Below are 23,499 nucleotides of genomic sequence, written 5' to 3' on the forward strand. Positions count from 1 at the left end.
AGGCGGTCCCGGTCCCGGTCCGGCAGTGGGCGGCGGCGGCGACAGACGGCCCCGGTCCCAGTGGCCAGTGGGCGGCGGGCGGCGAGACCAGCAGGCGGTCCCGGTCCCGGTCCGGCAGTAGGCGGCGGTGCCGACAGGCGGCCCCGGTCCCGGCGGCCAGTGGGCGGCGGGCGTTGGGGCCGGCACGTGGTCCGCTGTATCGGCGGGCAATGGGCGGCTGGCCCGGCGGACGGCCCGGCTTTGACAGGTGGTCCCGGCCTCGGTAGGCCGGTCGACCGCGGAGAGAGCATCGCCACTGTGCCGCCGCGCTGGACGCGGGCGTCACCTTGATCGACACCGGCGACTTTTACGACGGGTCGGCCTCGGTAGGCGGATTGGCCTCGGCCGACAGTAGGCGGGTTGGGCCTGGCGGGCGTTCCGGTCCCGGCCGGCAGTAGGCAGGTTAACCCCGGCCGGCAGTAGGCGGGTTGGGCCTGGCGGGCGTCCCGGTCCCGGCCGGCAGCAGGCAGGTTAACCCCGGCCGGCAGCAGGCGGGTTGGGCCTGGCGGGCGGGTCGGTCTCGGCCGGCCGTAGGCAGGTTGGGCTCGGCGGGCGGGTCGGCCTCGTCCGGCAGGGGGTGGCCTCGGCAGGCGGCGGCAGGGCGGGTGATCCCGGCCCCGGCGAGTGGCCCCGGCCTCGTCCCCGGCCGGCGGCGGGCGGCGCAGATCTCTTCCGGCGACGGGCGGTCGATGCCCTTCTGACGGCTCGGATAGCAGATCCGCTGTAGGCGGCCAACCGGAGGCAGAAGGCGGTACCCGGCGGTGAACGGCCGGTGCCACCCTGGCGGAGCAGGCCGCATCATGCGGCAGGCATCCGGCAGCGGGCGGTTAGCAGCGGGCGGTTAATGGCATCCGGGAAGCGGTGGCGATCGGCGGCAGAAACGGGACCAGCCGGCGGCGGCAGCGTCATTGCCGGCCCTACGGCCGACGTGCGAAACCGTTGGTGTGGGCCTGTGGCGGCCAGTGCGGGATCCGGCAATCAGCGGGCCCTCCGAACCTCCTACCGGGCAGGGGTGCGGAGGGATGGAAGATCAGGGCTGCGGCGTGCGGGCGAACGCCAGGAAATGGGCGCTGGCGTTGATCAGCTGGGGGTCCTGTTCGACCAGGCGGGCGCAGCGCAGGGCGGCGTCTACCAGATCGTTGAAGGCGTCGGTGCCGGCGTAGTCCAAGGACGGCCACGCAGGGCCCTCCACCCCGTAGACCGTCACCTCGGACGGGCCGGCCGTGATGATCTCGGCCCTTAGCTCGTCGGCGGTGTGGAAGTGGGAGGACACGAAACCGACGTGGCCGTCGTAGGAACCGGTGTCGATCAGGGTTTGCAGCGACGGCTCGGTGTCGGCCGTCAAACGGCCGTTTGTGCCCAGTTCCAGCAATGACAGGTAACGGCTGATCCCGGCGGCAACCAGCAGGCCGCCCGGACGCAGCACCCGCACCGCCTCGGCGACGGCGAGCGCGCGGTCGGCCGGCGCGGTCAAGTGATAGAGCGGGCCCAACAGCAGAACCACGTCGACGCTGTCGGTGGCGGCGTCCAGCATGCGGGCGTCGCCCACCTCGGCGGTCACGCCCGGAAGCCGGGCGGACTCCAGCACGTGCGCCGGCACCGGGTCGACCACATGCACGTGGTGGCCGTCGGCGGCGAGCCACTCGGCGTGGATGCCGGTGGCGCCGCCCACGTCGAGCACGGTCAGGCCGGTGGCGGTGGGCAGCCAGCGCCGGATCAGTTCCTGCGTGCGCAGGAATTCCAGCCGGCCGTGCGGTGACCGCCGCAGTCGGGTGTCCTCGAGGCCGTCGGTGCCGTAATGCTCGATCAGTTCGCCGCTCATCAGTCCATGGTGGTCAGCCGACTGATCATCGGCGATCGAATTACGCGCGGGCCACGGCCCTCGTCACCAGGGTCGCCAGGATGTTGCCCAAGTCCAGGCCGGCCGCCTGGGCCGCCAGCGGCAGCAGGGACGTCTCGGTCATGCCGGGGGACACGTTGATGCCCAGAACCTGGGGTGAGCCGTCCTCGGCGACGATCAGGTCGACTCGGGACAGGTCGCGCAGACCCAGGGCCTTGTGAGCGGCCAGGGCCGTCTCGGAGACCTGGGCCGCGACCTCGGCGTCGAGGCGGGCGGGAGCGTGCCACGTGGTCAGGCCGGCGGTGTAGCGGGCGGCGTAGTCGTACAGGCCGTCGCGGGCGACGATCTCGACGATCGGCAGAGCTTCGGGGCCGTTGCCGAGGTCGATGATGGAGACCGCGACGTCCTTGCCGGGGACGAATTTCTCCACCAGCGCGGTCGAGTCATAGGCGAAGCAGCCAACCATCGCGGGTGGGAGGTCGGTGTCTTCCCGGACCACCGCCGCGCCCAGGCCGGAACCACCCTGGGCCGGCTTGACCATCAGCGGGAGGCCCAGGCGGTCGACGATGCGGTCGAGGACCGCGACGGCGCCGAGCTCGGAGAAACGGTCGTGCGGCAGTGCCACCCAGTCGGGGGTGGGGATGCCGGCCTCGCGCAGCATCGACTTGGCGGACGGCTTGTCCCAGGCCAGCCGGGAGGCCCGCGCGTCGCAGCCGACGTACGGGATGCCGCAGAGGTCGAGGACGCCGCGCAGGGAGCCGTCCTCGCCGGTGGCGCCGTGCAGTGCGATCACCACGGCGTCGGGTGGGTCGGCCTGAAGGGCCGGCAGCAGGGAGACGTCAGCATCGTGCATCTCGGCGTGCACGCCGACCGCCTTGAGGGCGTCGAGCACGCGACGGCCGGAGCGCAGCGACACGTCTCGTTCGTAGGACAGGCCGCCGGCCAGAACCATTACTCGCACATCGTCACCAGTAGCCATGGGAAGGATCATGCCAAGTCGGGGCCGGGCGCGTCGGCGGCGGCATTGCCGCGGCGACGATGGTGGGGGTGGCCCGCGGCGGCGCCGAAGACGGCACGCATCGCCAGCTCCTGCTCCATGACGCCGGAGAGGCGGCGGACGCCCTCGCGGAGCCGTTCGGGGCTGGAGAACGAGAAGTTCAGCCGCATGTTGCCGGTGCCGGTGCCGTCGGCGTAGAAGCCGGTGCCGGGCACGTAGGCCACCCGGGCGGCGATGGCGCGGGGCATCATCGCCTTCGAGTCGAGGCCCTCGGGGAGGGTGACCCAGACGAACAGGCCGCCGGTCGGGTTGGTCCAGGTGGTGCCGGCCGGCATCAGGTCACGCATCGCGGTCAGCAGGGCGTCGCGACGCTCGCGGTAGATCTCGCGGTAGGACTTGACCTGCTCGCGCCACGGCATGGTGGTCAGGTATTGGGTGACGGCGGCCTGGGCGAACGCGCTGGGGCACAGCACGTTGGCCTCGCTCATCATGACCAGCTTTTCCCGCACCGCGTGCGGGGCGAGGATCCACCCGACCCGCAGGCCGGGGGCGAAGGTCTTGGAGAAGGTGCTCACGTAGAAGACACCCTCGCGCCGGCGGGCCCGCAGCGGGAGCGGGGCGTCGCCCTCGAAGGACAACATGCCGTACGGGTCGTCCTCCACCACCAGCAGACCGGCCCGCTCGCAGATGTCGAGAACCTGCTCGCGGCGCTCCTCCGAAAGGGTGACGCCGGCCGGGTTCTGGAAGGTCGGGATCGTGTAGAGGAACTTGGCCCGCCGGCCCGAGCGAGCCACCGCGGCGATGGCCTCCTCGAGGGCGGCGGGGATCAGGCCCTCGTCATCCATCGGGACGTGGTGAACCTGGGCCTGAGCGGCCTGGAAGACACCGAGCGCGCCGACGTAGCTCGGACCCTCGGCGAGCACCACGTCGCCCGGGTCGAGGAAGAGCCGGGCCAGCAGGTCGAGCGCCTGCTGACCGCCGACGGTAACCACCACGTCGTCGGGGGAGGCGCCGTGGATGCCGGAGAGCGCCATCACCTCGCAGATGCGTTCGCGCAGGTCGACGGTGCCCTGGCCGATGCCGTACTGCAGGCTCACCGCGCCGTGCTCGGAGCCGAGCCGGCCGAGCATCTCGCCGACCGCGTCGAGCGGCAGTGCCGCGATGTAGGGCGAACCGCCGGCCAGCGACACGACCTCGGGACGACTGGCGACGGCGAACAGTGCGCGAATCTCCGAGGTGGTCATGCCACGCACTCGGCGCGCGTAGACGTCGGTGTAGTCGTCCTGGGTGGTGCCGGTCATGCGGCCCTCCTCGGCGAATCGGATCGGCGATCGGAAGTAGGTCGATCGTAGTCGGGGAGGGCGACGAGGGCCGCAAGTTATCCACAGGGTGGATGTGGGGGGATGCCCGTCCTGGGCCCGTTCATGGATTTTGCGGCGTAGGATCCACCGCGGGGCGCGGGCGAAGAACGACTAACAGGACCGTAGCCCGGGACTGGTCGCCTGCTCTGGGGGGATTCCGTGTCGCGTCGCCTGGTCAATCTCACGCTGGACACCCTCGAGGACCTTCCGAGGCCCTGCCGCCAGTGCGTTTTCTGGGAACTCGACCCAGTTTCTGCCGAGCGGGCCTGTGCCTCCGGCGACCCCGGCCTCGAGAAGGAAGCGTGGGTGTCGCAGACCCTGCTGGAGTGGGGTTCGTGCGGCAAGTTGGCGTATGTCGACGGCATGCCGGCCGGTTTCGTGATGTACGCCCCACCGGCCTATGTCCCCCGTTCGATGGCCTTCCCGACCTCTCCGGTGAGCGCCGACGCGGCCCTGCTGATGACCGCACACGTGGTGGCCGCGTTCGCCGGCGGCGGCCTCGGCCGGATGCTGGTGCAGGGAGTGGCGCGCGACCTGACCAAGCGCGGGGTGAAGGCGATCGAGGCGTTCGGCGACGCGAAGTTCGGTGAGGCCGACGAGGAGCAGCCGTCCGGCTGTGTCGCGCCGGTCGATTTCTTCCTCTCCGTCGGCTTCAAGACGGTCCGTCCGCATCCGCGCTACCCGCGCATGCGGCTGGAGCTCCGCACCGCCCTGTCGTGGAAGTCCGACGTCGAGTACGCGTTGGAGAAACTCCTCGGCTCGATGAGCCCGGAAACGCTGCTGCGACCGGTCCGCCCGGCCGCCGCAACGCGCAGCGTCGAAAACTAGCCCTTGTTGGCCAGCGCGACCCGCAGCTGGCGCACGTCGATCGAGCCGGTCGGCACGTCGATCTCAACCGGGTAGTACATCCGCTGCACGGCGGCCAGGATCGCCTCGACGATCTGCTCCCGGAACAGCGGGTTGACCAGCCGGTCCCGATCGACCGGCGAGGTCAGGTAACCGAGGTCGACGCGCACCGCCGGCATCTTGGTCAGGCGGAGCAGCTCCCAGGTCTTGGAGTGGACGCGGCAGTCGCGCATGCCGGTGCGCACCACGATCTCCCGCTGCACCAGATTGGCCAGGCGCTCACCGACCGTCGAGCTCAGGCCGCTGCCGGTGCCGTAGTGGTAGGTCGCGACCCCGTGCGCCGCCTCGTTTTCGTGCCCGTCGAGGTGCAGCGAGATCAGCAGGTCGGCGCCGAGGCTGTTGGCCAGGTTGGCCCGCTCGGCCCCGGTCAGCGTGGCCGCGGGCTGCGGGCCACGGGTCAGGTGCACCCGCATGCCGGCCGCGGCGAGTCGGCCCTCGAGCCGGGCGGCCAGGTCGAACACCAGGTCGGCCTCGGTCCAGCGGAGCGGACCTTCCGGCACCACGACGCCGAGATCGTCGCCGCCGCCGTGACCCGGGTCGATCACGATGGTCTTGCCCATCAGGTTGGTGCCGGCCTGGCGGAACGCCTCGGACTCGCGCAGCCACTGCGGGCGGCCGCCAACGACCTTGCGGCCCAGCCGGCGCAGCGCCTTCATGGTCTGCGGTCCGCACGACCCGTCGGGGGTGAGCCCGACCTCGCGCTGGAACTGAGCGACCGCGCGGGCCGTGCGCGGGCCGTAGATCGAGTCGGCCCGACCGGCGTCGTAGCCCATCTCGAGCATGCGCTCCTGCAGGGTGCGGACGTCCTCGCCGACGAGCGCGTTGGACACCGAGTGGAAGAGCGTGCGGGCGCCGAGCCGCCACCGGGCCGCGTCGAGCGCGCCCCACGTCTCGTCGCCGACCAGACCGTCGACGCCGATGCCGCGGCTCTGCTGGAAGGCGCGCACCGCCGTGTCCAGGTCGTCGTCGAAGACGTCGGACGCGGTGTCCAGGAGTTCCAGCCCGACCAGGATGGATCGGATCTCGGCAACGGCCGGGCCGTTGTCTCCACGTCGGATGGAACGCACGCGCGACTCCCTGGTGAGGAAAGGAAGGACGACTTCGGAGGGTACTCCCCGGGCGCCGCCAGTACCCGTTGGCAAAACCATGCAAACGCCCCGCATCCGTACGAATGCGGGGCGTCAGAAAACCGCGTCGGGAGACCGCGTCAGATAGCCGATTCGATGAAGTTGACCAGGGCACTCTTGGGCTTGGCGCCGGTGACCGAGTTGACCGGTTCGCCGCCCTTGAAGATGGTCAGCGTGGGCACCGACATCACCCGGTAGGCGCGCGTGGTCTCGGGGTTCTCGTCAATGTTGATGTTGACGATCTCCACCTTGTCGCCCATTTCCTTGGCGATCTCGCTGAGCAGCGGGTCCACCTTCTTGCAGGGCGCGCACCACTCCGCCCAGAAGTCGACCAGCACCGGCTTGTCGGACTGCAGTACGTCGCTCACAAAAGTGGCGTCGGTGACTGGTTTGCCTGCTCCCACTAGGACCCTCCCGGTCTAAAGCTCTACGAATGACGCGATGAAACGCTCGGCGTCGAGCGCCGCGGCACAACCCGTGCCGGAGGCCGTGATGGCCTGACGATAGGTGTGGTCGACGAGGTCGCCGGCCGCGAAGACGCCGGCGATGTTGGTGCGCGTCGACGGCGAGTCGACCTTCACGTAGCCCTCGTCGTCGAGCTCGACCTGCCCCTTGAACAGCTCGCTGCGCGGGTCGTGGCCGATCGCCACGAACACGCCGGTCACGTCCAGAACCTTGGTCTCGCCGGTCTTGATGTTCTTCAGCCGGGCGCCGACAACGGCACCGTCGGAACCGAGGATCTCCTCGACGACCGAGTCCCACTCGACCTTGATCTTGGGATTGTTCAACGCGCGTACCTGCATGACCTTGCTCGCCCGGAACGAGTCACGCCGGTGCACGATCGTCACCGTCTCGGCGAAGCGGGTGAGGAAGGTCGCCTCCTCCATCGCCGAGTCGCCACCGCCGACGACGACGATGTGGTGGTTGCGGAAGAAGAAGCCGTCACAGGTCGCACAGGACGAGACACCGTGGCCGAGCAGTTCCTGCTCGCCGGGCACGCCGATCGGCCGCCAGGCGGAACCGGTGGCGAGGATCACGGCACGGGCGAAGAACTGCTTGTCGCCGACCCAGACCGTCTTGAGGCCCTCGGTGCCGGCCTCGGTGGGCTTGTCGCCCAGCTCGACGCGGGTCACGTCGTCGGTGAGGAACTCAGCGCCGAACTTCTCGGCCTGCGCACGCATGTTGTCCATGAGCTCGGGGCCCATGATGCCGTCGCGGTGACCGGGGAAGTTCTCCACCTCGGTGGTGGTCATCAGCGCGCCACCGGACTGGACGCCCTCGATCACGAGCGGCTTGAGGTTGGCCCGGGCCGCGTACAACGCCGCGGTGTAGCCGGACGGTCCCGAACCGATGATGATCAGATTGCGGACCTCGTCCACTGCCGACTCCTGTCGTCTGTATTCGCCGAGACGCGGCGACACTGCAGGCTAGAACGCCATGCTAGGCACACGCCATTCCCGTGCGCTCGGCCCGTGGCCGACCTCACCGGGAGTGTCGCTCAGCGTACCGGGGCGGTGTCGAGAGTGTTCGCTTTGCCGCCCGTGCCGCAGGACGGCCCGACCGCCCACGCCCACGAGCCCTGCGTGGCGCTGAATCGGACGATCAGGGCCGGAGACCCGTCGAAGCGGGCGAAATCCACTGACTGGGGGTAAATCGGCCCATCGGAGTTTTCCGCGGCGATGGCGTCGATGCACTCCTGCAGGACCGCCGGGTTACGCAGCCGGGCCAGGGGGTCGTCGCCGCTGATCGAGCCGGCCTGATCGGGCGCGGCCATCGGAGCGCTCTCGGACTGAACGCTCGGGTCGGTGGCCCGAGAGGACGACTTCGCGGACGCGGCGAACGGCTCCAGCGGCCCGGTGGCCAGCGTCGAGGCGGTGTAGTCGGTGCCCGAGGCCAGCAGTTGGGGTCCGCCGGGCATCGCGGCGGAGTTCTGCCGGGCCTGGGCTTCGCCGGCGGCGCTGGACGAGGCCATGTCGGAGGAATTGGACTCGCGGCCGGCGAGATAGTCGAGGCCGAAGCCGACGAAGGCGATCACGCCGGCGGCGATGGCGATCGGGGTGGCCCAGCGCAATCTGCGCGCGGAGCCGGGCTTGCTGCCGCGCTCCCGCGCCGTCGTTCTTTCTTGCGGTACGTCGTGAGCATGGTCACCACGAACCAGAGCGAGGTGCGGAACCGGGGGCGCGGCCAGCTCGGCCGGGATCGGGTCGGGCGCGGCGATCGGGGAGGCCAGCGCGGCTTCCAGCCGGGCCACCACGTCGTCGGGCATCACCATCGGTTCGAGCGCGCCCAACTGGGCGCCGACCGTCGCCATGCCGCCGCTGAGCGACTCGTAGGCGGCTCGCCAGGCCGGGTCGTCGGCGATCAGGGCAGCCACCGAGGACTCGTCCGGCGTGCCGGACAGAGCGCCACCGATGTAGTCCGCCAGGAGGTCGATGTCGACCTCGCGGAACTCGGCCCCGGTCACCTCTGGTCCCTCCGTTCGCCCGCCGCTGGTCCGGATGGGACGGTCTGCGCGGCGTTGTGGTTCCCGTGACTCCCGTCTCCCCCGGTGCGCAGGTGCCCGAGGGCCACTGCCATCCGGGCCCGGCCACGTGCGCAGCGGCTCTTGATCGTGCCCTCGGCCACCCCGAGGATCTCGGCCGCCTCGGACACCGGGTAGCCCTGCACGTCGACCAGCACGATCGCGGCGCGCTGCTCGACCGGCAGATCGGCGAGGGCCTGCCGCACCACCAGGGCGGTGTCGTGGTCCTCGGTCGGTGCGGCCGGCTCGGGTGCGGCCGGCCGGTCGTCGTCGGCGCGGGTGCCGTCGGGCAGCGGGACGGTCGGGTGGGCCTGGCGGCGGCGGATCCGGTCGAGGCAGGCATTCACCACGATGCGGTGCAGCCAGGTGGTGACGGCCGCGTCGCCGCGGAACTTGGCGGCGTTGCGATGCGCGTTGAGCAGCGCGTCCTGCACCGCGTCGGCGGCTTCCTCGCGGTCGCCGACGGTGCGCAGGGCGACCGCCCACAGCCGGTCGCGATGCCGGCGGACGATCTCGCCGAACGCCTGCGCGTCACCGTCGAGATGGGCGCGCAGGAGGTCGGCGTCGCTCGGCGCACCGTCCCCGGAAGTCACCAGAGCAATCTATCGGTGGCGGTCTAGTAGCCGTACACCGAGATCTCGTTGACGCTCACCTGGTACCGATCGCCGTCGTCGGCGCGCGGCAGCTCGGTGATCCACACCAGTACGTATTGGTATTTGGTGTTGGCGTCGAAGACGTTGAAGATCCGGTTGGTGCCGTCGCCCTTGCTCTCCGCGTCGGCCTCGCCGAGCTTCTTGAACGTGGTGGCGACCTTCCCGTCGCCGGTGCTCGAGTCACCCGGGTCGGACGTGCCGCTGCGGATCTCCATGCCCACGCCGGGCGAGGAGGTCTCCACCCGGACGTCGGCCAGGTTGCGCTCGCTGCCCAGGTTGATCAGCACACCCATGCCGGGCTTGAGGTTGCCGAACTTCGCCGTGTTGAACCGGTGGGTTTCCCACGCGGTGTCCGGGTTGCCGTCGACCACGTTCTTCGCCTCGTCGGCGTCGCTGCGGTCGCCGGGCGGCGGGTCGACGATGCGGACCATGTCGGCGGTCAGCTTGATCGGCTGCGGGGTGGGGGCCGGGGCCTGGCTGTCCTCGCCGGTCGACGTGTCGCCGCCGGCGTTGGCCTCGGTGGTCTTGGTCGTCGCCGGGTCGCCCGAACTGGTGATTGCGCGGATGCCGAAGACCAGACCGATGATCGCGATGACGACCAGCGCGGCGACCCCGATGACGATCTTCGAGTTGTTCCGGGACGGCTCGGACGGCGTGCCACCTTGGGTGAACCGCAGCGGGCCGACGTCGTCGTAGTCGTCGTCGGCCGCGTCCAGCCGGGCCAGCTCGGCGGCGAGTGCGTCGGCCTCGGGGGCCGTGACCCGCTTGTCGAGCAGGTCGATCGTCAGGTCGTCGAGGTAGGCGGGGACGCCGGCGCGGATCTGCCGCGGCGCCGCCGGGTTGCCGGCTCCGTCGCGGTTGGCGTCGGGCAGCGTGGACCGGCCGATCTCGGTGTGCGGCCAGTGCGCGGTCATCGCGAAGTAGAGAAGGCCACCGACCGCGCGGATGTCGGCCTCGGTGCTGTCGGCCGAGTCGGCACGCGCGTCGGCCAGCACCACCCGGCCGTCGTCGCCGATCAGGGTCGTGCCGGGGTGCACGTTGCCGTGCACCATGCCGGTCGCGTGCACGGCGGCCAGCGCGTCGGCGATCGAGTGGGCGATCGCGGTGGCCCGAGCCGGGTCGAGCGGACCCTCCTCGGCGACCAGTTCGCGCAGCGACTCGCCATCGACCCACTCACGCACCACGTAAGAACGGGAGCCCTCGTCGATCGCGTCGTAGACGCCGACCAGGTTGGGGTGGATCACGCGGCTAGCATCGACCGCCGCCTGCAGCATCTCGGTGGCCGAGTCGCCACCGGGGTAGCGCAACACCACCGCGACCGGGCGGCGGAGCACGACGTCAATACCGCGCCAGACCTGCCGGCCCGCGCTGTCGTTGTTGACGTGCTCCTCGAGCTGATAACGCTCGGCCAGGATCTCACCGACGGTGGGTGCACCGAAGGTCATGACCGGCCCGTCCGCATCGGCCGCGGTCTCGTGGCCTTCGCCGACCTGGGTCACCCGTCCTCCCTCGGTGCTCCTCGCACGGTTGCCCATGCTGGTGCAAATAGCGACGTGCGATCAGCACATGCCGACACCGACCATACCCGTCCCCGGCCACCTCATGGCAGGTCGTCCCCCCGGCGCGGCACCGAGACCTGTCCAGTTGGACTACTGCCCGAAATGCCGGAAAGGGGGAAAATCCCCAGGTCAACGGCCCAGCTTGCGCCGGACCATCCCCACCACGTCACTTACTTCACGAACTCGGAGTGCCGTGGCGGCGATCAGATAGGCCAGCAGGATGACCGCGCCGCCCGCGATCAACTGGATGATCGCCTGTCCCCGCCCGTCCGGAGCGCCGGCTCCGGGCAGCAGATGCACTACCAAAACGCCGAGTGCCGCCGCGATCGCGGCCGCCACCAGAACCTTGACCAGCGACACCGCGACCGTGCCGAGGTTGAGTCGGCCGATCTGGCGGCGCAGCACGGCGAGCGAGATGAGGGCCGAGACCAGATAGGAGATCGCGTTACCGGCGGTCATGCCCACCGCCGACAGCGATTTGTCGAGGATCGCGGCCAGCGCGAAGTAGGCGCCGATCCGGACGGCGACGACCGGCAGGTTGATCAGCGCGGCGGTCTTGTTGCCCTGCAGAGAATAGAAGGCGTACGTGCAGAGGTAGCTGATCGACAGCGGCAGCACCGCGAACGCGGCCACCACCAGCACGTCACCGGTGGCCAGCGCGTCGTGGTTGGTGAACTTGCCGCCCTGGAACAGCATCACCGCGATCGGCGCACCCAGCACGCCGTAGACCACCGCGATCGGGGCCAGCGCGGCCGAGACCAGCCGGATGCCGCGGCTCAGGTCGGCGCTGACCTCGGAGAACCGGCCCTCGGCGGCGGCCGCGCTCATCTTCGGCAGCAGCGCGGTCATCACCGACACGCCGACGATGCCGTGCGCCATCATCGTCAGCAGGAACACGTTGTTGAAGGCCAGCGTGCTGGCGCTGCCCTTGCCGGCCACCTGGTTGAGGATGCGGACCACGACGAAGACCGCGACCTGGTTGGCGGCGACGTAGCAGAGCATCCAGCCGGCCAGCCGGCCGATCTCGCCGAGGCCGAGCGAGCGCGGGTCCCAGCGCCACTTCCAGGTGAAGCCGACCTTGCGCAGCGCGGGCAGCAGGCCCAGCGCCTGGACGATCATGCCGAGCAGGGTGCCGAGACCCATCACCAGGATCGCGCCGCTGCTGATGTTGGTCACCGACAGGTCGTCGTTCGAGAAGAACACGATGAACACGCCGCAGACGGCGATCACCACGACGTTGTTCAGGATCGGTGCCCACATCGGCGCGGCGAAGTGCCCGCGCACGTTCAGCACCGCGCCGATCAGGGCGGACAGACCGGTGAAGAAGATGATCGGAAGAATTAGGTACGCGAAGTGGGTGACCAGGTTGCGGTAGGCCGGCGTGGTGTCGTCGCCGGACTGGATCCAGGTGATCAGCGGCGCCGCGACCACCACCAGGACGGTCGCGATGCCGAGGGACACCGCCGCGAAGGTCAGCAGCTTCCGGGTGAACTCGAGTCCACCGTCCGGGTCGGCCTTGCGCCGGCGCACCAGCAGCGGCACCAGCACGCTGGACAGGATGCCGCCGAGCAGCAGCTCGTAGATCTGGCCGGGCAGGAACTGGGCACTGGTGTACGCATCGCCGACGCCGGCGCCCAGGGCCATGCCGATCAGGGCGTTCCGGGCGAACCCGATGATCCGGCTGACCAGGCTGCCGATCGCCATGACCGCGCTGTTGCCGGCCGTGCCGCCGTCGCCGGTCGTGCCGTCGTTTCCGGGCGGCAACTGTTCCGGCGGTAGTGCCTGGTCCTGGCCGGTGGCGTCGGTGTCGACCGAGATCAGGGTGACACCCTCCTCGGCCTGCGGCGGCACACCGTCCGGTGACGCGTGTGCACTCCGGTACAGGCCGCTGTTCACCCGTGCCTCCCGACTTCTCCCGATAATGCAGTCACCATAAAGGGGCGCGTCACATCCGGCGGCGCAGGAGGGTGCCCGGCTCGGCCCCGGCCAGCGTCTCCACCATCCAGTACGCCTCCAGCGGGACCAGGGGCTCGCTCAGCGCGTCCAGCACGGTCGGATGATCGCAGCCGGCCTCGGTGAGCGCACCCAGCAGGGCAGGAATGGGTGCCAGGTCACCGGCGTCGAGGATGCGGCGGGCGAGCGGGCGGGTCTGCGCGTACCAGGAGCGGCGTGGCACGTCGTCCAGGAGAGCTGTCGATCGGCGTACGAGATCGGCCAGGTCTTCTCTTGGAAAGCGTTTCCCCACCCGTACCTCGGAAAAGCGGTCGGGCGGACGGATCAGCTCGGCAATCGCGGCCTCGTCGAGCACCTGCGGCGAAGCCGCTGGTGGAGACGGCCACCAGTCGTCGCTCGCGAAGAGCGGCAGGGGCGCCTGTTCGGGCCCGGAGGGCGCGGGCGCCGGGACGTCCCGGCGCAGGGAAAGGTACGCGGCCGTGCGCACCGCGGCGATCGCCGCCTCGTCGTCGTCCGGTGTCGGCGGCGCGAACGGCGACAGCAGCGCCACCACCAGGCCCGGATGCGGCAGCATCGGATCGTCCAGGGCGATCACCCGGGCGAAGAGATCGAGCTCCGACCAGCGTAGAGCCGCCGGATAGGGACCCCCGGCCGGAGCCCAGCCCAGCTGCACCGGCTCGGAGTGGGCCGGGACGCGGAGGCCGAGAGTGCGTTCCCCGGTGGCCGGGTCGAGATCGAGAACGAGCGAATAGCCGCCGGTCACCGGGAAGGTGGTGCGCAGCTCGGGGGAGTCGGGTTCGGCGGCGTCGCCCATCCAGAACCCAGGGTCCTCGGCCAGGTGACGCAGCGCCTCGGAAACGGGCACGTGTCCATCCTGCCCGTTTAGGAATCACGCTGCCACGACCTATACCCTGGTAACCCCATGTCTGTTCTCAATGCCGCCCAGCAGAACGCGGTCGCCGAGCTGCTGCGCGTGTCCCCGGTCGCCGACGAACTGGGGCGCCGTTTCGGCGCCGCCGGTCATGAGTTGCACCTTGTGGGCGGTTCGGTCAGGGATGCGCTGCTGCTCCGGCTCGGTGACGATCTCGACTTCTGCACCGACGCCACCCCCGAGCAGACCCTCGAGCTGGTGCAGGGCTGGGCCGACGCGATCTGGGAGACCGGCCGCGACTTCGGCACGATCGGTGTCCAGAAGAACGGGCTTCGGCTGGAGATCACCACATTCCGGGCGGAAGCCTACGACGGGGTCACCCGTAACCCGATCGTGCAATACGGGAAATCGCTTCTGGAAGATCTCGAGCGGCGCGACTTCACCATCAACGCGATGGCGGTGTCGCTGCCCGAGCACGTCTTTACTGATCCGTACGGCGGGCTGGCCGACCTCGCGGCCAAAGTGATCCGGACGCCGGCCGCGCCGTCGCAGTCGTTCGGCGATGATCCACTTCGGATGCTGCGGGCCGCGCGGTTCGCGGCGAAGCTGCAGTTCACTGTGGATCAATCCGTCATCACCGCGATGACCGATATGTGCGCTGATCTCGACCGAATCACCGCAGAACGGGTCCGGGACGAGTTCACCAAGCTGATGTCCGGCGCCGACCCGATCACCGGGCTTCGGCTGCTCGTCGACACCGGCCTGGCCGACCGCTTCCTGCCGGAGATCTCCGGGCTGAAGCTCGAGATCGACGAACACGCCCAGCACAAGGACGTCTACGAGCACACCCTGATCGTGGTGGCCAACGCCATCCGGCTCGAGGACGCCGACGCGCCCGACTTCGTGCTGCGGATGGCCGCGCTCATGCACGACGTCGGCAAGCCGGCCACCAAGGCCGTCGGCCGGGACGGCCGGGTCAGCTTCCATCACCACGAGATCGTCGGCGCCCGGCTCACCAAACAGCGCATGAAGGCCATGAAATACCCCAAGGACATCACGTCCGAGGTGGTCGAGCTGGTCTCTTTGCACCTGCGCTTCTATGGGTACGGGCGGGGAGAGTGGACCGATTCGGCGGTGCGGCGGTACGTGACCGACGCCGGACCGCTGCTGAACCGGCTGCATAAACTCACCCGTTCCGACGTAACCACCCGCAACCGGCGTAAGGCCGCCAACCTCGCCGCCGACTACGACGCGCTCGAGGAACGGATCGACCGGCTGCAGGCCGAGGAAGACCTCGCCCGAGTGCGGCCCGACCTGGACGGCAACGCGATCATGGAACTGCTCGGGGTGCCGCCCGGCCCGATCGTCGGTCAGGCCTGGCGCTACCTCAAGGAGCTGCGCCTCGATCGGGGGCCGCTCAACCGGGACGAGGCCGAGGCCGAGCTCTACAAGTGGGCCCGCGACCAGGGCCACGTCTCCTAGGCCGTGGGCATGTTCGTCGTCGACTCCCTGATCGGGCCGCTCGGTGTCTCCGTGGTCGAGGACACGGTCGTCGGAGTGCGCTTCGGGGTGCGCCCCGGGCCGGCCGGCACGCATCCGGCGGCCCAGGAGTTGGCGGCCTACTTCGCGGGCGAGCTCACCGAGTTCGCGGTGCCGGTCGAGATGCCCGGCGGCTCCGAGTTCGAGCGGGCGGTGTGGGCCGAGATCGCCAAGATCCCCTATGGCGAGATGATCACCTACGGGGCGATCGCCACCGCGCTGGGCGATCCGGGGGCGGCAAGAGCGGTCGGCACGGCCTGCAATCACAACCCGGTCCCGGTGATCGTCCCGTGCCATCGGGTGGTCGGGGCCGGCGGCAAGATGGTCGGCTTCGGCGGTGGCCTCGACCGCAAGCGCAAGCTGCTCGAACTCGAGGCGAGGGTGGCACTGACCCGTTCCTGGGGTTGAATGTTTTTCCCATTGGAAATAGGGCCGGTCCCCAATGGGCCGGCCCTATTTCGATTCAATTCTCAGCAGTAATCGGTGTTGTAACCGGTGTACGAGAAGTACATGGCGAACGCGGCCGACTGGTAGCGGCCGTTAAGCATCCGCTCGGCCGGGAAGGACGACTTGGAACCGTAGTACCGGACCGTGTAGATCTGGTTCTCCGAGTCGTACGAGTAGAGCTCCCAGTTCAGGCCGGCCTTGGCAAAGGTCTGCGGGCCGACGATGCCGTCGGCGGCGCTGCCGGTGAGGCCGTGCGCGGCCTGCCAGAGCTTGGTCGCCGCCTTGGTGCCGGCGCCGAACTGGCAGTCCCGGCCGGCCGTGGTCAGGAACCCGTCGGCGATCAGGATCTGCTGCCAGAGCCAGACTGCACCGTTGAAGTTGTTGGTGGTGGTCGAGAGGGTGCCCTCGTCGTTGAGATCGTCCGTCACGACACCGCCGCCGGAAATGTAACCGGCAGCGGTGTTGGCATAGGCCGGGTCGGCGGCGACCGTCAGACCGGCAGCCACACTCGCCACGGCGGCAAGGGACGCCAGCATGGACCTGAAACGCATATGAAATTCTCCCCGTGATAGACGCGGATCGAAGTCGTCCGTCGTCGTGGCACGAATATATGCGATCGTCTATCGGTCGTCCACCCCTCTAATTCGGGGCACGTAAAAGGCCGGACCGCGATGCGGTCCGGCCTTTTATCGGTTCGGGTGTCAGCTCTCCACGTCACCGCGGATGAAGGCCTCGACGGCGTCCTTCGCGTCGTGGTCGTTGTACTGCACCGGGGGGGACTTCATGAAGTACGACGACGCCGAGAGGATCGGGCCACCGATGCCGCGGTCCAGGGCGATCTTCGTGGCGCGCACTGCGTCGATGATCACACCGGCCGAGTTCGGCGAGTCCCACACCTCGAGCTTGAGCTCGGCGTTCAGCGGGGTGTCGCCGAACGAGCGGCCCTCGAGGCGGATGTACGCCCACTTGCGGTCGTCGAGCCACGGCACGTGGTCCGACGGGCCGATGTGCACGTCGCTCTTGACCATCTCGTGCGGGATCTGCGAGGTCACCGACTGGGTCTTCGAGATCTTCTTGGAGACCAGGCGGTTGCGCTCCAGCATGTTCATGAAGTCCATGTTGCCGCCGAAGTTGAGCTGGTACGTGCGCAGCAGCTCGACACCGCGGTCCTCGAACAGCTTGGCCAGCGCGCGGTGCACGATCGTCGCACCGACCTGGCTCTTGATGTCGTCACCGACGATCGGCAGACCGGCGTCGATGAACTTCTGCGCCCACTCCGGGTTCGAGGCGATGAAGACCGGCAGGGCGTTGACGAAGCCGCAGCCGGCGTCGATCGCGGCCTGGGCGTAGAACTTGTCGGCCTGCTCGGAGCCCACCGGAAGGTAGGAGACGACCACGTCGACCTGAGCGTCGCGCAGCGCCTGCACCACGTCGACGGCCTCGGCCGACGACTCCTCGATGATCTCGCGGTAGTACGTGCCCAGACCGTCGAAGGTCGGTCCACGCTGGACCGTGACGCCGGTCGGCGCAACGTCGGTCAGCTTGATCGTGTTGTTCTCGCTGGCAACGATCGCCTCGGCCAGGTCCATGCCGACCTTCTTGGCGTCCACATCGAACGCCGCTACGAACTGCACGTCGGAGACGTGGTAGTCGCCGAACTTGACGTGCATGAGACCCGGAACGCGGTCGTTCGGGTCGGCGTCCTTGTAGTACTCCACGCCCTGCACGAGGGACGAGGCGCAGTTACCCACACCGACGATGGCGACGCGGACGGAACCCATCGCGTTTGCCTCCTTGTTCATCACGGCCGGTCCTGATGAGGACGCGGGACTTCGGGGGATGCGTCCCTAGCCGGGTCGGCTGGGATGTCGAACGAGCCGGGGGTAGCCGGCGCGCGGCCGGAGCGCTCATTGGTAATGAGCTCTTCCAGCCATCTGACCTCGCGCTCACAGGCGTCGAGGCCATGACGTTGCAGTTCAAGCGTGTACGCGTCGAGCCGTTCACCGGCCCGGGAGAGCACGTCGCGCAGACCCTCGCGGCGCTCCTCGATCCGCCGGCGACGGCCCTCGAGGATCCGCAGGCGGGTCGCCTGGTCGGTGCGGGAGAAGAAGGCGAAGTGCACTCCGAAGCCGGCATCGTCGTACGTCTCCGGGCCGGCCTGTGCGATCAGGTCGGCGAAGCGTTCCTTGCCTTCCGCAGTGATCTTGTAGACAACCCGGCCCCGCTTGCTGGTCATCGGGGGGATCATCGACGGATCCGACTCGGATTCCGTGATCCAGCCGGTCGCCTGCAGGCGCTTGAGCGTCGGGTAGAGCGTGCCGTAACTGATCGCAGCTCGGATTGTGCCCAGCTTGGTGGCGAGTTCCTTGCGGAGCTCGTAACCGTGCATCGGGGTCTCCTGGAGCAGACCGAGGATCGCCAAGTCCAACATCCCGGCGTCTCCTCCCTGTGCCCCGATGTATCGGCCCGATACATCGCTACCGTAGATCCACGATCCGGTGGACGCAAGGAAAACGGAAAGTGTTGCCGGTTACGCAACGGCCGCGCCACGCTGTGTGATGGCTGTCGCCGCACCGGCGCGGACCGCGTACTCTCTTCGCCATGCGCACGCAGCGGCAGGTGGTCGACTACTCGCTACAGAAGCGGGCAGTGCTGCGTGACGTGCACAACGGGCGGGTCGGGACCCTTGAGGTCTGCGATGCCTCGCCGTACTTGAAAAACGCTGCTCGCTTCCACGGCGAGCCGACGGACGACCGCTGTCCGATCTGCCGCCGCGACAATCTCACTCTGGTGCACTACATCTATGGCGATGAGCTGAAGCAGTCCGCCGGACAGGCCCGCAAGTTGGCCGAGCTTCCCGTCATGGCGATGACTCTGCGTGAGTTTCAGGTCTTCGTCGTAGAGGTGTGCCGCTCCTGCGCGTGGAATCACCTGATCCAGCAGTACGTACTGGGCCGGGACGCGCTGAACGCCGACGAGCTTGATCTGGCCGAGGCGGTAGCCTCGTCCGCCGCGGGCCGCCACCGCGAGATCGGGTCGTCGTCACATCGACGGGAGGGCCGCGGATGACGTGGCTTGATCCCTCTACCGTGGGGACGACCCCGACCGACCCGGGCATCCAGCGCCGTATTCGGTCATTCATCACATTCGACAGGGCGGCTGCCGGGATGCAGCCCAAATCGTCCGCACGTGGCGTTGTCGGCGGGGGCCCCTCCAGGGCTCTTTCGGCGCGCGCCACCGCGACCGAGGTGTGACCGCATGAACTCGTACGGCGATTCGCAGTCTCCGCGTGCCCGGGCCAGCGTGCCCGGGTCCGGTGCCTCCGCGCCTGGTGACGAACCTTCCAGTCGTCCCGCCCCCGACGCATACCGCCGCGGAACCGGGGGGCGTGCCTCCGTCGGCGCCGCCTCGGTGGGTGCTGCCTCAGTGGGTGCCGCCTCAGTTGGCGCGGCCACTCCCGGGCGCGCCTCGGTGGGCAACGTGACCGGGTCGGCCCGGGTCGGCGCGCGCGCCTCGGTCGGGGCCGGCACCGGCTCGGTCGGCGCTCGGGCGTCGGTGGCCCGGGCCGCGGTCCGGCCAGGGCCGCCCGCTCCCCCCGGGGGTCCGGGTGGTCCGCCCACCGCGCCCTCCGGCAAGGACAAGTCCAAGGCCGCCAAGCGCCGCCGCCGCACCAACATCCTTACGGCTGCGGCGGCCGTGCTGGTCATCATGCTCGGTGCCGGCGTCGTCGGCGGCACCTACTTCTTCGATGACGTGGCGCTTCCGCCGCCGGTCACCGAGGACCAGTCGAACGTGATCCTCGACTCCAAGGGCACGGTGCTGGCCAAGCTCGGCGAGGCCAACCGCACGGTGGTGCCGGAAGAGAAGATCAACAAGGTGGTCGAGCACGCCGTTGCCGCCGCCGAGGACAAGAACTTCTACTCGCACCACGGCATCGACATGAAGGGCATCGTCCGCGCCGCGTGGAACAACTTCACCGGTGGTGCCACGCAGGGTGCGTCGACGATCACCCAGCAGTACGCGCGGCACGCGGCCGACCTGAAGGCCATCAGCATCAACCGGAAGCTGCGCGAGGCGGTCATCGCCCGCAAGCTCGAGTCGCAGTACAACAAAGACCAGATCATGGGCATGTACCTGAACTACGTCGACTTCGGCGAAGGCAGGTACGGCATCGAGGCCGCGGCGCAGGGCTACTTCGGCAAGTCGGTCACCACGGCCGCCGGGCAGAAGAACGCCATCACGCCGTACGAGGCTGCGGTCATCGCCTCGATCATCAAGCAGCCCTACCCGACCGACGCGCACGCCGGTTACGACCCGAACTACAACCTCACCGACGCCAAGGCGCGGTGGGAGTACACGATGAAGAACATGCTCGACATGGGCTGGGTCACTCAGGACGTGTACAACAAGCGGGTCTACCCGAAGGTCAAGCCGCGTAACTCGGACGCCTGCAAGACCTGCGCCGAGAACAAGCCGGTCGGCATGATCATCCGGCACGTCAAGGCCGAGCTGCTGGCGATGAACATCTCCCAGTCGGAGATCGACCAGGGTGGTCTGACCATCCAGACGACGATCGACCCGGACGTGCAGAAGGCCGCCGAGGAGGCCGGTTCGCGCAACAGCGCCGATTCGCCGATGCACGGCCGGCCCAAGTCGTACCAGGCGGCGGTGATCGGCATCGATCCGAAGACCGGGCGGGTGCTCGGTTACTACGGCGGTGACAACTCCTCCGGAACCGACTACGGCGGCTATCTCAACGGCACCGGCACCGAGATCATCGGTGGCCAGTCGCCCGGCTCGACCATGAAGATCTACACGCTGGCGGCCGGCCTCAAAGAGGGCGTCTCGTTCGACAGCGTCTGGGACGGCACGCTGAAGCGTAAGAACGGCACGGAGATCAGCAACGCCGGCGCCGACCCGGGCAAGATCTGTAAGGGGAAGGTCAAGTACTGCGATCTGGAGACGGCGACGATCAAGTCGTACAACTTCCCGTTCTACTGGATCACCGACACCATCGGCGTGCCGAAGGTGCTGGAGGCCGCCAAGGCCGCCGGCATCCGGCACATCTACACCGACGTCAAGAAGGGCTTCCCGAACGGCGAGCAGGTCGACCTGGCCAAGACCGACGCGTCGACGTGGTCGAGCGCCGGCTACTTCGACCGTGAGGTCGGCTTCGGTCAGTACCGTGTCGTGCCGCTCGAGCACGCCGAGGGTGTGGCCACGATCGTCAACCAGGGTGTGCACCACGCGGCGCACTTCATCAAGACGGTCAAGCGGGTCGATCCCGACAACGGCAAGTCGTCGGTGATCGGCCAGGAGAAGACCGACGGCAACCGGGTCTTCGGCGAGGCCGAGATGTCCAACCTGTCGGCCGTGATGAAGGAAATCGTCGACGTCGACAAGCGGGATCTGCGCAACGGCCGCGAGGGCATCGCCAAGTCCGGTACCTGGGAGTACAAGGAAGGCAGCGGTGACTGCTGGTTCGTCGGCGGCATTCCGCAGCTGGCCGCGACGGTCTGGGTCGGTGGCGCCACCAACAAGGTGGAGCTCAAGGAAGCCGGCGGCGGGGACATGTTCGGTGCCGGCACCCCGTCGCGGATCTGGAAGATGTTCATCGACTCGGTGACCAAGGCGCTGGACATGAAGCAGGAAGACTTCCCTGCTCGCCAGAAGACCGGTGACCCGGCCAAGTTCGGCAACGGTGAGAAGCCGCCGGAAGTGCCGGCCAGCGACTGCGCCTTCGCGGTCATCGGCCTCGGCTGTGACACCGGGCAGAACAACGGCCAGGACAACGGCCAGAACAACGGGAACGGCAACAACAACGGCAACAACAACGGGAACGGTAACGGCAACGGTGGTACCGACACCGGTAACACCGACCCAGGGACCACCATCTTGCCGACTGCCGGGACACAAACCGACGGCACTTAGCCGGATCAGCCGCTTTACCTAGGACCGGCGCGCGCCCCTTTCGGGGCGGGCGCCGGTTTCTTTTTGTCCCAGTGCGACCCACTGGTGAGCGGGCGTACGTCCGTTGAGGTTCTTAGGGCATGATGCGTTGTCATGAGCACGCAACCGTCCGAGGACATTGACCGCCCCGATGGTCCTGACGCTCCGGCCACCAGCGCTCCGGCGACCGGGGACGGGTTCGTTCGTGGGCTCTCCGAGGCGATCGGCGGCCCGCTCGGCTCGCACGCCGTGCGGCCGGAAGCGCGGACCGGACGGTTCTGGACGGCGGCTCGGATCATCCTGGCGCTGACGTGCATCACGCTGGCGTTCTCCTGGGTGCAGAAGTCGCCGTGCCAGACCGGTGACTGGCAGAAGAACATTCAGTACACGCGCTTCTGCTACACCGACGTGCTCGCTCTGTACTACGCGGAGGGGCTCAACGACGGCAAGGTCCCCTACAAGGACCACGCCGTGGAATACCCGGTGGTCACCGGTTACTTCATGGGGGCGCTCGGGCTGCCGGTGCACTCGTGGGGGGTCAAGCACCCGGAGATCAACCAGGGTCAGTGGTTCTACAACGTGAACGCGCTGGTGCTCTCGGCGCTGGCGGTGATCACTGCGGCGGTGATCCTCGCGTTGCGGAGACGACGACCATGGGACGCGGCGATCTTCGCGCTATCCCCGATCATCTTCTTCACCGCGACCGTCAACTGGGACTTCCTGGCGATCGGCCTGGCCGCGGTCGGCCTCTATCTCTGGGCCAAACGACATCCGGTGTGGGCCGGCATCTTCCTGGGGCTGGGCGCGGCGGCGAAGCTGTGGCCACTGTTCATCCTCGGGCCGTTGCTGGTGCTCGCGTTGCGATCCAGGACCGTCGACAAGTGGTTCTGGGCGTTCCTGTCCACCGGCGCGACCTGGATCGCGGTCAACTTCCCGGTTTGGTACCTGTGGCACGACAGTTGGCTGCGCTTCTTCCAGCTCAACACCGAGCGGCCGATCGACTGGGGCACGCTCTGGTACGTGGGTCGATATCTGGACGGCAAGTGGCACAGCGGCGGTGACGGCGACCAGGGTCCGTTCCAGTGGCTGAGCAACCACGTGCCCACGCTCAACTGGGTCACCTACGGGTTGTTCGGGTTGTCCTGCGTCGCGATCGGGATCCTGGCGCTCGCCGCCCCCAAGCGGCCACGCCTGGCCCAGCTCGCGTTCCTGGTCGTGGCCGCCTTCCTGATCTTCAGCAAGGTCTGGTCCCAGCAGTACGTCCTGTGGCTGCTCCCGCTGATCGTGCTGGCCCGCCCCCGCTGGGGAGCGATCATCGCCTGGACCGTGGCCGAGTTCGGCTACTTCACCGCGTTCTACGCCGAGTTGCTGGGCGCCGGTGGTAAGGCGGTGATCCCCGAGGGCACGTTCGTGCTGGCGGCGACGCTGCGTCTGGTCACCGTCGCGGTCCTGTGCGGCCTGGTGGTCCGGGAGATCTGGCGGCCCGAGCTCGACGCGGTGCGCCAGACCTACGGCGACGAGGACCCGGACGGCGGTGTCCTCAACCGGCCGGACATCGCCGCGGTGGGCACCCTGCGCCGCCGCCTTCGCCTGGACCGCCCGAAGCCGGCCACCGCCGACGAAACCCCACCCACCCCGGAGCCGGCCGCAGCCGGCACCTGACCCTCGAGCGTCAATAACGGCCGCCCGCGCACCTGCGCCGGGCGGCCGTTTGCATATCTTGCTTCCCACCAGGCC

General features: G+C 68.9%; 20 protein-coding genes. 6 read left to right on the top strand and 14 right to left on the bottom strand.

Annotated features, from left to right (window positions below; all coding sequences use genetic code 11):
* Window positions 1–1,069 precede the first annotated feature (1,069 nt).
* The 3 genes from Ate02nite_RS38170 to Ate02nite_RS38180 are packed head-to-tail and all read right to left on the bottom strand — an operon-like array spanning window position 1,070 to window position 4,177.
* Window positions 1,070–1,861 (bottom strand): class I SAM-dependent methyltransferase, encoded by a 792-nt coding sequence (locus Ate02nite_RS38170; protein WP_203812792.1) that lies wholly within the window; start codon window positions 1,859–1,861, stop codon window positions 1,070–1,072.
* 40 nt (window positions 1,862–1,901) lie between these two features.
* Window positions 1,902–2,858 carry a D-alanine--D-alanine ligase family protein gene (locus Ate02nite_RS38175; protein ID WP_239148007.1) on the bottom strand — a complete coding sequence of 319 codons (957 nt, stop codon included), beginning with the start codon at window positions 2,856–2,858 and terminating at the stop codon, window positions 1,902–1,904.
* Between the two features lie 8 nt (window positions 2,859–2,866).
* Window positions 2,867–4,177: an aminotransferase-like domain-containing protein gene (locus Ate02nite_RS38180; RefSeq protein ID WP_203812794.1), complete on the bottom strand. Its 1,311-nt coding sequence runs from the start codon at window positions 4,175–4,177 to the stop codon at window positions 2,867–2,869.
* 219 nt (window positions 4,178–4,396) lie between these two features.
* On the opposite strand from Ate02nite_RS38180, the gene Ate02nite_RS38185 reads away from it, so the two are divergent.
* The gene (locus tag Ate02nite_RS38185) at window positions 4,397–5,065 is read left to right on the top strand and encodes a GNAT family N-acetyltransferase (protein ID WP_203812795.1); all 669 of its coding nucleotides are present in this window, start codon (window positions 4,397–4,399) and stop codon (window positions 5,063–5,065) included.
* On the opposite strand, the gene Ate02nite_RS38190 is transcribed toward Ate02nite_RS38185, so the two are convergent.
* The 8 genes from Ate02nite_RS38190 to Ate02nite_RS38225 all read right to left on the bottom strand — a co-directional run bounded on the left by Ate02nite_RS38190 (window position 5,062) and on the right by Ate02nite_RS38225 (window position 13,821).
* Window positions 5,062–6,210 (bottom strand): N-acetylmuramoyl-L-alanine amidase, encoded by a 1,149-nt coding sequence (locus Ate02nite_RS38190; RefSeq protein ID WP_203812796.1) that lies wholly within the window; start codon window positions 6,208–6,210, stop codon window positions 5,062–5,064. The two genes, Ate02nite_RS38185 and Ate02nite_RS38190, sit on opposite strands and share 4 nt — an antisense overlap.
* Before the next feature lie 140 nt (window positions 6,211–6,350).
* A complete protein-coding gene (gene trxA, locus Ate02nite_RS38195; protein ID WP_203812797.1) occupies window positions 6,351–6,674 on the bottom strand; it encodes a thioredoxin in 324 nt (107 codons plus the stop codon).
* A 15-nt stretch (window positions 6,675–6,689) separates the two neighbouring features.
* Window positions 6,690–7,649, bottom strand: a complete 960-nt coding sequence (gene trxB / locus Ate02nite_RS38200; protein WP_203812798.1) for a thioredoxin-disulfide reductase — start codon at window positions 7,647–7,649, stop codon at window positions 6,690–6,692.
* Between the two features lie 119 nt (window positions 7,650–7,768).
* Complete coding sequence (locus tag Ate02nite_RS38205; protein ID WP_203812799.1) at window positions 7,769–8,734, bottom strand: RsmA family anti-sigma factor; 966 nt, start codon at window positions 8,732–8,734, stop codon at window positions 7,769–7,771.
* Window positions 8,731–9,384, bottom strand: a complete 654-nt coding sequence (gene sigM, locus Ate02nite_RS38210) for an RNA polymerase sigma factor SigM (RefSeq protein ID WP_239148008.1) — start codon at window positions 9,382–9,384, stop codon at window positions 8,731–8,733. The genes Ate02nite_RS38205 and sigM overlap by 4 nt, the downstream gene beginning before the upstream one ends.
* 23 nt (window positions 9,385–9,407) lie before the next feature.
* Window positions 9,408–10,979 (bottom strand): protein kinase family protein, encoded by a 1,572-nt coding sequence (locus Ate02nite_RS38215; RefSeq protein WP_203812800.1) that lies wholly within the window; start codon window positions 10,977–10,979, stop codon window positions 9,408–9,410.
* A 153-nt stretch (window positions 10,980–11,132) separates the two neighbouring features.
* On the bottom strand, window positions 11,133–12,899 hold the full coding sequence (gene murJ / locus Ate02nite_RS38220; protein WP_203812801.1) for a murein biosynthesis integral membrane protein MurJ: 1,767 nt from the start codon (window positions 12,897–12,899) through the stop codon (window positions 11,133–11,135).
* A 49-nt stretch (window positions 12,900–12,948) separates the two neighbouring features.
* Window positions 12,949–13,821, bottom strand: coding sequence for a hypothetical protein (locus Ate02nite_RS38225; RefSeq protein WP_239148009.1), 873 nt, complete (start codon window positions 13,819–13,821; stop codon window positions 12,949–12,951).
* Window positions 13,822–13,878: 57 nt separating this feature from the next.
* Between Ate02nite_RS38225 and Ate02nite_RS38230 the strand changes: the two genes are divergently transcribed.
* Together Ate02nite_RS38230 and Ate02nite_RS38235 are read left to right on the top strand one after the other, a co-directional pair.
* Window positions 13,879–15,309: a CCA tRNA nucleotidyltransferase gene (locus Ate02nite_RS38230; RefSeq protein WP_203812802.1), complete on the top strand. Its 1,431-nt coding sequence runs from the start codon at window positions 13,879–13,881 to the stop codon at window positions 15,307–15,309.
* 9 nt (window positions 15,310–15,318) lie between these two features.
* Window positions 15,319–15,774, top strand: coding sequence for a methylated-DNA--[protein]-cysteine S-methyltransferase (locus Ate02nite_RS38235; protein WP_203812803.1), 456 nt, complete (start codon window positions 15,319–15,321; stop codon window positions 15,772–15,774).
* A 62-nt stretch (window positions 15,775–15,836) separates the two neighbouring features.
* Here Ate02nite_RS38235 and Ate02nite_RS38240 read toward each other — a convergent pair whose 3' ends face one another.
* The 3 genes from Ate02nite_RS38240 to Ate02nite_RS38250 form a co-directional block, all read right to left on the bottom strand.
* A complete protein-coding gene (locus tag Ate02nite_RS38240; protein WP_203812804.1) occupies window positions 15,837–16,364 on the bottom strand; it encodes a peptidoglycan-binding domain-containing protein in 528 nt (175 codons plus the stop codon).
* A gap of 150 nt (window positions 16,365–16,514) precedes the next feature.
* Window positions 16,515–17,594, bottom strand: a complete 1,080-nt coding sequence (locus tag Ate02nite_RS38245; protein ID WP_203812805.1) for an inositol-3-phosphate synthase — start codon at window positions 17,592–17,594, stop codon at window positions 16,515–16,517.
* A 20-nt stretch (window positions 17,595–17,614) separates the two neighbouring features.
* A complete protein-coding gene (locus Ate02nite_RS38250; protein WP_203812806.1) occupies window positions 17,615–18,244 on the bottom strand; it encodes a PadR family transcriptional regulator in 630 nt (209 codons plus the stop codon).
* Between the two features lie 170 nt (window positions 18,245–18,414).
* Between Ate02nite_RS38250 and Ate02nite_RS38255 the strand changes: the two genes are divergently transcribed.
* The 3 genes from Ate02nite_RS38255 to Ate02nite_RS38265 all read left to right on the top strand — a co-directional run bounded on the left by Ate02nite_RS38255 (window position 18,415) and on the right by Ate02nite_RS38265 (window position 23,424).
* Window positions 18,415–18,882, top strand: a complete 468-nt coding sequence (locus Ate02nite_RS38255; protein WP_203812807.1) for a DUF5318 domain-containing protein — start codon at window positions 18,415–18,417, stop codon at window positions 18,880–18,882.
* A gap of 411 nt (window positions 18,883–19,293) precedes the next feature.
* A complete protein-coding gene (locus Ate02nite_RS38260; protein ID WP_239148010.1) occupies window positions 19,294–21,744 on the top strand; it encodes a transglycosylase domain-containing protein in 2,451 nt (816 codons plus the stop codon).
* Between the two features lie 132 nt (window positions 21,745–21,876).
* Window positions 21,877–23,424 carry a glycosyltransferase family 87 protein gene (locus tag Ate02nite_RS38265; protein WP_203812809.1) on the top strand — a complete coding sequence of 516 codons (1,548 nt, stop codon included), beginning with the start codon at window positions 21,877–21,879 and terminating at the stop codon, window positions 23,422–23,424.
* The last annotated feature ends 75 nt before the right edge of the window (window positions 23,425–23,499 follow it).

Origin of the sequence: Paractinoplanes tereljensis (assembly GCF_016862435.1) — a bacterium.
GTDB classification, from domain to species: Bacteria; Actinomycetota; Actinomycetes; order Mycobacteriales; family Micromonosporaceae; genus Actinoplanes; species Actinoplanes tereljensis.